Source organism: Stenotrophomonas sp. K-6, assembly GCF_056861555.1.
Genome location: NZ_JBSPUC010000001.1, coordinates 1,098,109 through 1,110,464 on the forward strand (window position 1 = coordinate 1,098,109; position 12,356 = coordinate 1,110,464).

Here is a 12,356-nt window from a genome sequence, read left to right on the forward strand (position 1 = left end):
GCACCCTCCCGGTGTCGCCGGGCGCGCAGGGAACCACCCCCGCACCGCTGCAATCGTTCCCAAGGACACTGCATGAAATTGTTTGAGATCCTCCTGGTCGTACTGACGCTGGCCTCGGGCCTGATCCTGCTGGGCGAGAAGCTGTATTTCGCCAAGCGCCGCGCCCAGCGTGCCGGCCTGCTGGATACCGAGCCGGTGATGGTCGACTACGCGCGGGCGTTTTTCCCGGTGCTGGCGATCGTGCTGGTGGTGCGCAGCTTCATCGCCGAGCCGTACAAGATTCCGTCCAGCTCGATGATGCCCAACCTGCTGATCGGCGATTTCATCCTGGTCAACAAGTTCTCCTACGGCCTGCGCCTGCCGCTGAACAACGCCAAGGTGGTGCCGTTCGGCGAACCCAAGCGCGGCGATGTGGTGGTGTTCCATTTCCCGGGCCATTCGGACAACGATCCGGCCAAGGGCGAGAACTTCATCAAGCGCGTGATCGGCGTGCCGGGTGACCAGATCGAATTCCAGGGCAACGGGCTGATCCTCAATGGCGAGCCGGTCACCTACGATAACAAGGGTCTGTACGCCGGCCACAATGGCCAGGGCGAGGGCAGCTCGCTGCTGGTCGAGCACCTGCCGGGCCGCACCCACACCGTGCTCGAGACCGATTACGCTCGCGGGCAGGGCCAGTGGACCGTGCCGGCTGGCAAGTACCTGGTCATGGGCGACAACCGCGACAATAGTGACGACGGCCGCTTCTGGGGCCTGCTGCCGGAGGAGAATCTCCGTGGCAAGGCCTTCCTGATCTGGCTGAACTGCTCGGGCTGGTTCTGCAAGGACGGCTTCGAGCCGTCGCGGATCGGTACGGCCATCCATTGATTCATGGCACACGCGTATCTGGGGAGAAACGCAATGAAGAGCATGACATCGCAGCGCGGCATCACCTTGACCTCGTTCCTGGTGGTGTTGATCGTGGTCACCTTTGGCCTGTACATCGGCATGAAGCTGTTCCCGATGTACCAGGAGTACTACGCCGTACGTTCGGCGATGAAGAGCCTGGCCAAGGAACCTGGCGTGGGCAACATGGAGCCGCGCCGCGTCCAGGACATGTTCTTCAAGCGTCTGTACATCAATTACGCCGAGAACGTGAAGCCCGCCAACGTGAAGTTTGATCGTATCGATGGCGGCTGGAACATGAAGGTCTACTACGAAGTGCGCCGGGAACTGATCGGCAATCTGGACGTGGTGGGCAAATTTGATTCGAACCAGGAATTGACCCGTAGCGGTGCCGACTAAGACCTTCCAACGCGGTGACCTGATTGGTCACGCATTCAACGATCCGGGCCTGCTCAAGCAGGCCTTGACGCATCGCAGCGCCGGCTCGCCCAACAACGAGCGACTGGAGTTCCTCGGCGACAGCATCGTCAACATGATGGTGGCCCAGGCGCTTTACGAACGCTGGCCCAAGGCTGACGAAGGCGCGTTGACCCGCGCCCGCGCCGAGCTGGTGCGCGAAGGCGCGCTGGCGGTGATCGCGCGCGAGCTGCAATTGGGCGATCGCCTGATCCTGGGGCCCGGCGAGATGAAGACCGGCGGGCACCGTCGCGACTCCATCCTGGCCGACGCGCTGGAAGCGGTGGTCGCGGCGATCTACCTCGATGCCGGCTTTGCCGTCTGCCAGACCGTGGTGCTGCCGTGGTTCCTGGCCTCGATGCAGGCCCTGCCGGCCACCGGCAAGCCCGAGAAAGACCCCAAGACCCGCCTGCAGGAATGGCTGCAGGCCCGACAGAAGGCGTTGCCGCTGTACGAGCTGGTGTCAGAATCGGGTGACGATCACGCCAAGACCTTCCGGGTACGCTGCGGCGTAACCGACCCCGCTGTCAGCACCGAAGGCGAAGGTGCCTCGCGACGGCTGGCCGAACAACAAGCGGCTGCCGCCGCCCTTGAGCAACTGGATTCCAAGTGAACGAAGCTATCCCCCATCGTTCCGGCAGCGTGGCCGTCATCGGTCGCCCCAACGTCGGCAAATCCACCCTGACCAATGCCCTGGTGGGCGCCAAGGTCAGCATCGTCTCCAACCGTCCGCAGACCACGCGGCACCGGTTGCTGGGTATTGCCAGTTACCCGGAAGGCCAGATCGTGCTGGTCGATACCCCCGGCCTGCACCGTGCGCAGAAGCGCGCCATGAACCGGGTGATGAACCGCGCCGCGCGCGGCTCGCTGGAGGGCGTGGATGCCGGCATGCTGGTGATCGAGGCCGGCCGCTGGGATGACGAAGACACCCTGGCCTTCAACGTGCTCAGTGACTCGGGCATCCCGGTGGTGCTGGTGGTCAACAAGATCGACCGCCTGAAGGACAAGGGCGCGCTGCTGCCGTTCCTGCAGCAGGTCACCGAAGGCCGCACGTTCGCGGCGGTGCACCCGATCTCGGCGCAGAAGCGCAACGGCCTGGAATCGCTGGTCCGCGACCTGATGAAGTTGTTGCCGGAAGCCCCGCCGATGTTCGGCGAGGACGAGATCACCGACCGCAGCCAGCGCTTCCTCGCCGGTGAGCTGGTCCGCGAGCAGCTGATGCGCCAGTTGGGCGAGGAGCTGCCGTATGCGACCACGGTCGAGATCGAGCGCTTTGTCGAAGACGGCAACCTGCTGCGCATCGGCGCGGTGATCTGGGTCGAACGCGAAGGCCAGAAGGCGATCGTGATCGGCAAGGCCGGCACCCGCCTGAAGGAGATCGGCGCCAAGTCGCGCCTGCAGATGGAGCGCCTGTTCGGGGCCAAGGTCTTCCTGGAAACCTGGGTGCGCGTGCGCGAAGGCTGGTCCGACGACGAAGCCGCGCTCAAGGCGTTCGGCTACGAATAAGCCGGCCACTCCGGCCCCGGGGCGGTTGAGTCATGCGCATCGAGGATGAGCCGGCCTTCGTACTGCACGCCCGGGCCTGGCGGGAGACCAGCCTGCTGGTCGAGGTGCTGACCGAGCAGTACGGCCGGATCGGAGTGCTCGCGCGGGGCGTGTCCAGTCCGCGCAGCCAGGCGTTGCGCGCGGCCCTGCAGCCGCTGCAGTGGATCCGCCTCACTGCCGTGCAGCGGGGCGAGCTGGCCCAGCTGCGCGGTGCCGAGGCCTTGGATGCCGCGCCGCGGTTGAACGGCGAAGCGATGCTGGCCGGGTTCTATATCAACGAACTGATGATGCGGCTGGCGCCCCGCCAGGATCCGCTGCCCGAGCTGTACGACCATTACGCGCAGGTGCGTGCGCGGCTGCGTGACGGGGAGCCTTTGGCCTGGACGCTGCGCCGTTTCGAGCGTGACCTGCTGGAGGCCTTGGGCTTCGGTTTCGACCTGCTGCACGGCAGCGACGACGAGCCGGTCGATCCGGCGGCGCGGTATGAGCTGGATCCGCAGGAGGGGCCTCGCCGGCTGCTCAGCGATCGGGGCGTGGATCAGCGCCGTGGTACCGCCACCGGCAGCGCGCTGCTGGCGTTGGCCGCCGATGAAATGCCCGGTGCCGAGGATCTGGGCAGCCTGCGCCGGCCGATCCGCGCGGTGCTGATGCACCATCTGGGCGGGCGGGGGCTGAAATCATGGGAAATGCTGGAGGACCTGGCCCGGCGGCGCACGTAGGCGCTGGCGGGTCGTTGCACCGTTGCGGGGTGGCTCACGCGGCGCCGGTGCCCCGGCTGCCGCCCGTGCTCACTGCAGCAGGGCGTCTACCGCGACGCGGAAGCGGCTCTGCGCACCGGTAGACTCCGGCGCCTGGTGCAGCTGACGGACTGCCCGAGCCAGGCGTGCGGCGCCGACGAACCCGCAGCTGGCCTGCAGCCGATGCAACTGCCCGCGCAGGGCCCGCACATCGTCCTCGCGCAGGGCCTGGGCCACGGCGTCGCGGACGCCGGGCAACTCGGCCAGGAACAGTTCACGCAGCGCGATGAGGTGGTGGCGCTGCCCGTTCAGCGCAGCCAGGGCAGTGATTTCATCCCAGTCCTGGCGCTCGCCTTCGACCTCGTCGGACCCGGCAACCGCCGGGGCGGACAGACTGCCAGCGGTATGCACCAAGGCGCGGCGGACGGCCTTGAGCAGATGCTCGCGGCTCAGCGGCTTGACCAGGGTTTCACTGAAACCGGCATCGCGCAGGCGGGAGTGGATCGAGGTGTCGCCGTCGGCGGTATGCGCCAGCGCCGGGGTGTCCGGGCGCGAGCGGCGCAGTTCCTGCAGCAGCTGGGTGCCATTGCCGTCAGGCAGGTTGACGTCGATAAGCCATAGGTCGTGCTGGTTGCCGCGGGCGCGGTCCATGGCCGTGGCCAGCGAATCGGCGGTATCCACCTGCGCCGGCAGGGTTTCCAGCGCGGCCTTGAAGAAGCCGCGGCTGATGGTGTCGTCCTCGACGAGCAGGAATCGGGGCATGGGATCCCTCGGGGTCATCTGCATTTGGGCTGCCTCCATGTCAGCTGCCTCCATATTAAACGCGAAGTCCTCGCATGCAAGCGGTTTCAGCGGGCGGCAAGTCAGTCGGCAGTTGGTATCTGCGACAATACGCACCCTTTTTGCCCGCAGCCTGTTGCCACGTGGCCCGAACCCGCTCCCGACTCGACCGTACCCCCTTCCAGACCGACATCCTCGACCTCAGCCATGACGGCCGTGGCGTTGCCCGCCGAGACGGCGAGGGTGGCAAGGTCACCTTCATCACCGGCGCGCTGCCGGGTGAGGTGGTGACCGCCGAGCCGACCGCGCGCAATCGACATTTCGATGAAGCCCGGACCGTGGAGGTGGTGAAGGCCTCGCCGCAGCGGGTGACCCCGCGCTGCCCGCATTTCGGCGTCTGCGCCGGCTGCGTGCTGCAGCATCTGGAGGAGTCGCAGCAGATCGTGGCCAAGCAGCGGGTGCTGATCGACAACCTGACCCGGATCGGCCACGTCACCCCGGGCACCGTGCTGCCGCCGCTGGTCGGCGACAGCTGGGGCTATCGTCGCAAGGGCCGCTTCTCGGTGCGCCGCGTCGAGAAGAAGGACAAGACGCTGGTCGGCTTCCGTGAACTGGACCCGCGCTTCGTCGCGGATCTGAGCCAGTGCCTGACCGTGATTCCCGAGATCGGCATGAAGGTCGGGGTGCTCTCCGAGTTCATCGAAACGCTCGATGGCAAACGCGATATCCCTCAGATCGAATTCATCGCCGGCGATGACGCGATCATGCTGACCATCCGTCACATGCAGCCGCTCAGCGACGCCGACCGTGCTGCATGGACCGCCTTCGGCCAGGAACACGGCTTCGCGATTTCGCTGCAGCCCGGTGGCGTGGAGTCGGTCCGCCCGCTGTGGCCGGCCGAGGTGCCGCTGTCGTTCAAGCTGGCACCGTGGGATGTCGAGCTGGCGTTCCGCCCGCTGGATTTCATCCAGGTCAACGCCAAGCTCAACGTACAGATGATCGCCCATGCATTGGCCCTGCTTGATGCCGGCCCGGACGAACGCGTGCTGGATCTGTTCTGCGGCCTGGGCAATTTCACTCTGCCGCTGGCGCGTACCGTGCGCAACGTGGTCGGCGTGGAGGGCGATGCCGGCCTGGTGGCGCGTGCGCGTGAGAACGCGGTCCGCAATGGGCTGGAGAATGCCGAGTTCTACGCCGCGGACCTGACCCAGGACCAGCGGCAGGCCCCGTGGATGCGCCAGGGCTTTGACAAGCTGCTGCTGGATCCACCGCGCTCAGGCGCCATCGAAGTGCTGCAGCAGCTGCCGCTGAAGCAGTTCAAGCGGATCGTCTACGTGAGCTGCCATCCCGGCTCGCTGGCACGCGATGCCGGCTACCTGGTCAACGAGCAGGGCTTCACCCTGGTCTCGGCTGGCGCGATGGACATGTTCCCGCACACCGCGCACGTGGAAAGCATCGCGGTGTTCGAGAAGCGCTGACGGCGTTCGACCTCAGCGGCCGTCATCCGGCGCGGCGTTCTGCCACTGGCCTTGTGCATCGAACACATAGGTCTGCGGTTGGGTGCCGCGCTCGGTATCATCCCCGGCGGTGACATCGCAGCGGATCTCCGGCGACTGCGTGCTGTGCAGTTCGCAGTCGTCGACCGCAAGAATCTGCACGCGCTGCTGGAAGGCGCGCAGTTCGTCGCGGGTGGCGGCATCGGTGATGGATGCGGCACGATGACCGAGCTGTTCGATGAGCAGTTCGCGGACACGCTCGCGCGGGGGAACTGGCGCATCGACATCAGCCCGCTGCATCGTCCAGCCCATGCCCTGCGGAACGAAGCGCAGCATCCGGTAGCGGTTCTTGAGCCCGATCTCCATGCCGACCAGGCACTCGTAGGCACCGGTGACCGTCGTGCTGGCAAAGCACGGCCCATGTTCGAACCCGCGCGGGGTGAACATCGATTGCAGCATCAACGCCTGGGTAGTGGTGGCCGGCTTCTTCTCGGCGTCGATCATGGCCATGATGGCCGCTTCGATCTGCGCAGGGGCCGGTGGCGTCGCGGCGACCCCGGGCAGTGGCAGCAGCGTCAGCAACAGGGTGGGGAAAAGGGGTTTCATCGGGCGTCCATGCAGGGCAGCCGGCCAGTATAGAAGCCGGCCGTGGCCGCAGTGCGGTGATCGCCGCATACTGTGCGCATGGGCATTGAAATCGAACGCAAATACCTCGTCACCGGTGAGGGCTGGCGCACTGCGGCACACGCCGTCATCCCGATGGCGCAGGGCTATCTCAACGACACCGCCGCATTGGACAGCGGCGCACAGAAGGCCTCGGTGCGCGTGCGCATACAGGGCGAGCAGGCCTTCCTCAACATGAAATCGCGCGAGATCGGGCACACCCGGCAGGAGTTCGATTACCCGATTCCGGTGGAGGATGCGCGCGCGCTGCTGGCGCTGTGTGTCGGTGGGCTGATCGACAAGCGTCGGCACCTGGTTGAACACGAGGGGTTGGTCTGGGAGGTGGATGAATTCCTGGGCGAGAACGCCGGGCTGGTGGTGGCCGAGGTCGAGCTCGAGCACGCCGATCAGGCGATCACGCTGCCCGACTGGGCCGGCGCTGAAGTCACCGACCAGGTCCGCTACTACAACCTGGCGCTGGCCGCGCATCCCTTCTCGCGCTGGTCCAGTGCTGAACGCGGCTGACCGGTAGACCTTGTAAACGCCCGGCAGCACCCACAATCTGGCCGGATGAAAATCGATATCTGGTCGGATGTGGTGTGCCCCTGGTGTTGGATCGGCAAGCACCGGTTCCAGCAGGGTCTGGCGCTGTTGGGTGATGACGCCCCCGAGGTGGAGGTGCACTGGCACCCCTTCCTGCTGGATCCCGACGCGGGAACCACCCCTGTACCGCTGCGCGAGGCCTACGAGGCCAAGTTCGGCAGCGCAGAGCGCACCCAGCAGATCCTGACCCAGACCCAGACCACGGCACGCGCCGAAGGGCTGCCGATGGATTTCGACCAGGGCCAGGTCCGGGTGACCACGCTGCCCGCACATCGGTTGATGTGGCTGGCCGGGCGTGAAGGCGTCCAGGCGGCGGTCGGCGAGGCGCTGTTCCGCGCGCATTTTGTGGAGGGCCGCAATCTGGCCGAGCCGCAGACCCTGATCGCCGCCGGCGCCGCCGGTGGCCTCAGCGCCGAACGCATCACCGGGCTGCTGGCGGGTGAGGAAGGGCTGGAGGAGATCCAGGCCCAGCTTGCCCAGGCGCAGGCACTGGGTATTCAGTCGGTGCCCACCTTTGTGATCAACGATCAGTACGCCATCCAGGGTGCCCAGCCGGCCGAGGCCTTCGCCGAGGCGTTGCGCCAGATCGCAGCGCAGAGCCCGCCAGCAGGGGCTGGTGGGCAAGGCGATGACTGCGGCCCGGACGGCTGCAAGGTCTGACGCTGCGCGCGGGTTCTGCGACAATGCGGCGGTGCGCCATCGTGGCGCCCCGTATTGGAGACATCCCATGCTCGTGATCGGCGTTGCCGGGACCGAACTCACCGCCCAGGAACGCGAATGGCTGCAGCACGACGCCGTGGCCGGCGTCATCCTGTTCAAGCGCAATTTCGCCTCGCGTGAGCAGGTGGGCGAGCTGTCGGCGGCCATCCGCGCCGCCGCGCCGCGCCCGCAGCTGATCTGCGTGGACCAGGAAGGCGGTCGCGTGCAGCGCTTCCGTGAGGGTTACAGTGCGCTGCCGCCGCTGCAGGGCTTCGATGCCCTGTATGCCACCGATCCCGAGGCTGCGCTGGCCCTGGCCGAGCAGCATGCCTGGCTGATGGCCAGCGAAGTACGTGCCAGCGGCGTGGACCTCAGTTTCGCCCCCGTGGTCGATCTGGGCCGTGGCAACCTGGCCATCGGCGATCGCGCGTTCAGCGCGGACCCGCAGGTCGTCGCTGCGTTCACCGCCGCCTATGTGCGCGGCATGCACAGCGTCGGCATGGCCGCCACGCTCAAGCATTTCCCCGGGCACGGCACCGTGCTGGAAGATACCCATTTCCACGATGCCAGCGACCCGCGTTCGCTCGATGAACTGCGCGCGCTGGACCTGATTCCGTTCGCGGCCGGCATCACTGCCGGCGCCGATGCGGTGATGATGGCCCACGTGGTCTACCCGCAGGTCGCGCCGGAACCGGCCGGCTACTCGCCACGCTGGATCCAGCAGATCCTGCGCGAGGAGATGGGCTTCCGTGGCGTGGTCTTCTCCGACGACATCGGCATGGCCGCCTCGTTCTCGGCCGGTGGCGTGAAGGCGCGCGTGGATGCGCATCTGGATGCCGGCTGTGACGTGGTGCTGGTCTGCCACCCCGAACTGGTGGAAGAATCGCTGCGCGCGGTCGAAGGCCGCACCCTCAACACTGCTGCGCTGCTCGGCCTGATCGGCCGTGGCGCGCTGGGCTGGGACGGCCTGTTGGCCGATTCCCGCCATGGCACTACCCAATCCCGTTTGCTTGACACCCTTGGAAGAACCGTCTGATGCCCAACCTCACCATTTCCCAGGCCCTGGCCCAGGCCGACCTGCTGGTCGATCGTCCCACCATCGACAAGGCCATCGCTGGCATCGCTGACGCCATTGCGCGCGATTACAAGGGCGAGGTCCCGCTGTTCATGTCGATCATGCACGGCGCGCTGCCGTTCGCCGGCCAGCTCGCGCTGGAGCTGGGCGCACGTGGCCAGGATGTGCAGTTCGATTACCTGCACGCCACCCGCTACCGCGGTGAAACCACCGGCGGTGACCTGGTCTGGAAGCACAAGCCGGCCACCTCGCTGTTCGGTCGCCGCGTGCTGCTGGTCGACGACATCCTCGACGAGGGTTACACGCTGCAGGGCGTGCGCACCTGGTGCCTGGAGCAGGGCGCCACGGATGTGCGCATCGCCGCGCTGACGGTCAAGCTGCACGACCGCGCACTGCCGGACGTCAAAGCCGACTATGCCGGCATCGACCTGCCGGACCGCTATGTGTTCGGGTTCGGCATGGACGTCAATGAGACGCTGCGCTGCGTGCCGGCCATCTACGCGATGAAGGAATGATGGAGCACATCTCTCTCGCCGTCATCGGCGGCACCGGCGTCTACAAGCTGGCCCAGCTCGACGATGTAAGCAGTCATCAGGTCGAGACGCGCTACGGCACGCCGTCCGGTCCGATCCGCGTCGGCACGCTGCTGGGCCAGCGCGTGGCCTTCCTGGCGCGTCATGGCGAAGGCCATTCGCTGCCGCCGCACAAGATCAACTACCGCGCCAATCTCGCCGCGCTGCAGCAGATCGGTGCGCAGCGCGTGCTGGCGCTGAACACCGTGGGCGGGATCACCGAGCACTTCGGCCCACGCGTGCTGGCCTGCCCGGACCAGTTGATCGATTACACCTGGGGCCGCATCTCTACCCTGTGCGAAGAACCGGGCACCGAGGTGGTGCACGTGGACTTCGGCCATCCGTACACGCCGATGCTGCGCAGCAAGGTACTGGCCGCGGCGAAAGTCACTGGCGTACGCCTGCAGGACGGCGGCTGCTATGGCGCCACTCAGGGCCCACGGCTGGAAACCAATGCCGAAATCGCGCGCATGCGCCGTGATGGCTGTGATCTGGTGGGCATGACCGGCATGCCCGAAGCCAGCCTGGCCCGCGAGCTCGGCCTGGACTATGCGTGCCTGGCGATCGTGGCCAACTGGGCCGCCGGCTGTGGCGATGGCGATGAAATCACGATGGCCGAAGTGCTGGCCAATGTGGACGCTGCCTCCTCCGGCCTGCCCGAATTGATCGGTGAATTGGCACGGGGGTGATTGTCATTCCGGTACAAGGTTTGCATACTCCGCCAGTGCGCTGGTTGAGCGTACACCACCCATTCATAGAAGAAGGTCTCGCATCACCATGCCGAACGGTACCGTCAAGTGGTTCAACGACGCCAAGGGATTTGGCTTTATCTCGCCGGAGGACGGCAGCGCCGACGTCTTCGCGCACTTCTCCGCGATCAACTCCAAGGGCTTCCGCAGTCTGCAGGAAGGCCAGAAGGTCACCTATGACGTGACCCAGGGCCCGAAGGGCGCCCAAGCCTCGAACATCGTGCCGGCTGAGTGATTCTCTCGGCTGCGCATTGAAAACCCCGCTTCGGCGGGGTTTTTTTTCATCAGTGAGTACACGCATGTCTCCACGCCGCACCATCGCCATCGTCGGCTACGGCACCGCCGGGCAGGCACTGTCGATCCTGCTTTCACGCGATCATCACGATGTGCACGTGTTCGAGCGTGCCGCAACACCCGGCCCGGTCGGCGCCGGTTTCCTGCTGCAGCCCAGCGGCCTGGACGTGCTGTGGCAGATGGGGCTGCTGCCCGATGTGCTGCGCCACGGCGCCAGCGTGCGACGGCTGTACGGCGAGACGCCGTGCGGACGCGCGGTGATGGACATGCGGTATGCGCAGCTTGATGAGCGGTTGCATGGCGTGGGAATGCAGCGGGGTGCGTTGTTCTCGCTGCTGGCCGAGGCGTGGGACCACCCCGGCAATCTTCAGCCAGATACGGCAATCGTGACGGTGGATGCCACGACGGGGCGACTGCGCGATGCGCGCGGGGGCTGGCATGGCCCCTACGATCTGGTGATTGCTGCCGATGGTGCGGCCTCGACGCTGCGCACGCAGGTGCAGGCCAGCACGCTTGACCGCGAATACCCGTGGGGAGCGTTGTGGTGCCTGTTGCCGCGTGAGGATTGGCCGCACGTGGATGAGCTGCGCCAACGTTATGTCGCGGCCCGCAAGATGATCGGGCTGCTGCCGGTCGGCACCCGTCCCGGCCATGATGCACCGCAGTTGAGTTTTTTCTGGAGCCTGCCGCGTGACCAGTTCGCGCAGTGGGAACGCGACGGGATGGCACGCTGGCTCGATGAGATCGCGACCTTGTGGCCGCAGGCGCACGCGCGCCTGGCCGGTGTGCGTGAGCCGAACCAGCTGGCTCGCGCGGGCTATCGCGATGCAGTGATGTCGTGCTGGCATCGCGAGCGGCTGGTGCTGGCTGGCGATGCCGCGCATGCGATGAGCCCGCAGCTGGGGCAGGGGGTGAACATGGCGCTGATGGACGCACTGGCCCTGCGCGATGCCCTGCGCGCGCACGGAGCGTTGGAGGCCGCACTGCAGGCCTACCAGGTACAACGGCGCGCGCACGTGGCGATCTACCAGTACTGGAGCCGATGGCTGACGCCGTTGTTCCAGTCAAACCGTGATGCCTTGGCGCGCGCACGTGATGTGCTGTTCCAGCCCATGGGGCGCATGCCGGGTGGGCGCGGCCACATGTTGCGCGTGCTCAGTGGCACACAGCGCGGTTGGCTGGGGCGCTTGCCGTTGTCACCAGGATTCGTCGACGCATTGGGCGACGCACACGCGCGTGATCGCATCAGCTGATAACCACGCGCAGCACTGCATGCGCGGCGATGTGAAGGCGTGAATAACATTCATTGACGGTGGACTCACCGCCCGCATGGGACAACACTCAGGCAAACGCAGCAGGCGTGTGCGTGTTCGATACGCGTCATGTTGCTTCCGCTGGTGCTCTGTCCGATTCCTGATCGCCAGGAGTAGCGCCACCGACCGGTGGTACTGTGGGGCTGCGTTTGCGACTCACGGTCCTTTGGACCGATCGCAACCCAAGGAGATTGAAATGCTGTTCTCGGCCGAAACTCTGGAAAGTGAAATCCGCAAACTTCGCGGACTACTGCAGATGCTGCATGAGGATCAGCCGGATGTGATGGAAGACGTGTTCGAATTCCATGTCACCAGCCTCATTACGCACGCCGTGCCGGAGCACCATCCGCGCATCCGTGCCGCCGCACACGACATGCTGACCGCGATCCAGCGGCAACCGGTGCGTCCCAATCCGAATGCACCGGATATCCGGTTGATGCCGGACCTGCTGGTGGCTTCGGCCGCCTGAGCATGCGGTGCATGCCGTTG

16 protein-coding genes are annotated in these 12,356 nt (G+C 66.2%); 14 read left to right on the forward strand and 2 right to left on the reverse strand.

The features are described from left to right. Positions 1 to 72 precede the first annotated feature (72 nt). The 5 genes from lepB to recO are packed head-to-tail and all read left to right on the forward strand — an operon-like array spanning position 73 to position 3,605. Positions 73 to 867, forward strand: coding sequence for a signal peptidase I (gene lepB / locus AC13F7_RS04790; protein WP_123730522.1), 795 nt, complete (start codon positions 73 to 75; stop codon positions 865 to 867). Between the two features lie 33 nt (positions 868 to 900). Then, the gene (locus AC13F7_RS04795) at positions 901 to 1,284 is read left to right on the forward strand and encodes a DUF4845 domain-containing protein (RefSeq protein WP_482999406.1); all 384 of its coding nucleotides are present in this window, start codon (positions 901 to 903) and stop codon (positions 1,282 to 1,284) included. Next, the gene (rnc, locus tag AC13F7_RS04800; protein WP_259259534.1) at positions 1,274 to 1,954 is read left to right on the forward strand and encodes a ribonuclease III; all 681 of its coding nucleotides are present in this window, start codon (positions 1,274 to 1,276) and stop codon (positions 1,952 to 1,954) included. Before AC13F7_RS04795 ends, rnc begins: the two co-directional genes overlap by 11 nt. Beyond that, positions 1,951 to 2,847 carry a GTPase Era gene (gene era / locus AC13F7_RS04805; protein ID WP_346471785.1) on the forward strand — a complete coding sequence of 299 codons (897 nt, stop codon included), beginning with the start codon at positions 1,951 to 1,953 and terminating at the stop codon, positions 2,845 to 2,847. Before rnc ends, era begins: the two co-directional genes overlap by 4 nt. A gap of 32 nt (positions 2,848 to 2,879) precedes the next feature. Continuing rightward, a complete protein-coding gene (gene recO, locus AC13F7_RS04810) occupies positions 2,880 to 3,605 on the forward strand; it encodes a DNA repair protein RecO (protein ID WP_482999407.1) in 726 nt (241 codons plus the stop codon). A gap of 69 nt (positions 3,606 to 3,674) precedes the next feature. Here the strand turns inward: recO and AC13F7_RS04815 are convergent, their stop codons facing one another. Continuing rightward, positions 3,675 to 4,409, reverse strand: a complete 735-nt coding sequence (locus AC13F7_RS04815; protein WP_482999408.1) for an Hpt domain-containing response regulator — start codon at positions 4,407 to 4,409, stop codon at positions 3,675 to 3,677. Between the two features lie 137 nt (positions 4,410 to 4,546). Between AC13F7_RS04815 and rlmD the strand changes: the two genes are divergently transcribed. Beyond that, the gene (gene rlmD / locus AC13F7_RS04820) at positions 4,547 to 5,881 is read left to right on the forward strand and encodes a 23S rRNA (uracil(1939)-C(5))-methyltransferase RlmD (protein ID WP_482999409.1); all 1,335 of its coding nucleotides are present in this window, start codon (positions 4,547 to 4,549) and stop codon (positions 5,879 to 5,881) included. Positions 5,882 to 5,893: 12 nt separating this feature from the next. Here the strand turns inward: rlmD and AC13F7_RS04825 are convergent, their stop codons facing one another. Continuing rightward, entirely contained in the window at positions 5,894 to 6,505 is a 612-nt protein-coding gene (locus tag AC13F7_RS04825) for a hypothetical protein (RefSeq protein ID WP_482999410.1), read from the reverse strand. A 78-nt stretch (positions 6,506 to 6,583) separates the two neighbouring features. On the opposite strand from AC13F7_RS04825, the gene AC13F7_RS04830 reads away from it, so the two are divergent. The 8 genes from AC13F7_RS04830 to AC13F7_RS04865 all read left to right on the forward strand — a co-directional run bounded on the left by AC13F7_RS04830 (position 6,584) and on the right by AC13F7_RS04865 (position 12,336). Beyond that, on the forward strand, positions 6,584 to 7,087 hold the full coding sequence (locus tag AC13F7_RS04830; protein ID WP_481468898.1) for a CYTH domain-containing protein: 504 nt from the start codon (positions 6,584 to 6,586) through the stop codon (positions 7,085 to 7,087). A gap of 45 nt (positions 7,088 to 7,132) precedes the next feature. Continuing rightward, positions 7,133 to 7,825, forward strand: a complete 693-nt coding sequence (locus AC13F7_RS04835) for a DsbA family oxidoreductase (RefSeq protein ID WP_482999411.1) — start codon at positions 7,133 to 7,135, stop codon at positions 7,823 to 7,825. Between the two features lie 67 nt (positions 7,826 to 7,892). Next, positions 7,893 to 8,900 carry a beta-N-acetylhexosaminidase gene (gene nagZ / locus AC13F7_RS04840; RefSeq protein ID WP_482999412.1) on the forward strand — a complete coding sequence of 336 codons (1,008 nt, stop codon included), beginning with the start codon at positions 7,893 to 7,895 and terminating at the stop codon, positions 8,898 to 8,900. Beyond that, on the forward strand, positions 8,900 to 9,454 hold the full coding sequence (locus tag AC13F7_RS04845; RefSeq protein WP_482999413.1) for a hypoxanthine-guanine phosphoribosyltransferase: 555 nt from the start codon (positions 8,900 to 8,902) through the stop codon (positions 9,452 to 9,454). The genes nagZ and AC13F7_RS04845 overlap by 1 nt, the downstream gene beginning before the upstream one ends. Continuing rightward, positions 9,454 to 10,200: an S-methyl-5'-thioinosine phosphorylase gene (locus AC13F7_RS04850; protein WP_482999414.1), complete on the forward strand. Its 747-nt coding sequence runs from the start codon at positions 9,454 to 9,456 to the stop codon at positions 10,198 to 10,200. The genes AC13F7_RS04845 and AC13F7_RS04850 overlap by 1 nt, the downstream gene beginning before the upstream one ends. An 88-nt stretch (positions 10,201 to 10,288) precedes the next feature. Next, positions 10,289 to 10,495 (forward strand): transcription antiterminator/RNA stability regulator CspE, encoded by a 207-nt coding sequence (cspE, locus tag AC13F7_RS04855; protein WP_019183439.1) that lies wholly within the window; start codon positions 10,289 to 10,291, stop codon positions 10,493 to 10,495. Between the two features lie 64 nt (positions 10,496 to 10,559). Next, positions 10,560 to 11,807 (forward strand): FAD-dependent oxidoreductase, encoded by a 1,248-nt coding sequence (locus AC13F7_RS04860; protein WP_482999415.1) that lies wholly within the window; start codon positions 10,560 to 10,562, stop codon positions 11,805 to 11,807. A gap of 256 nt (positions 11,808 to 12,063) precedes the next feature. Next, positions 12,064 to 12,336: a hypothetical protein gene (locus tag AC13F7_RS04865; RefSeq protein WP_481468888.1), complete on the forward strand. Its 273-nt coding sequence runs from the start codon at positions 12,064 to 12,066 to the stop codon at positions 12,334 to 12,336. The last annotated feature ends 20 nt before the right edge of the window (positions 12,337 to 12,356 follow it).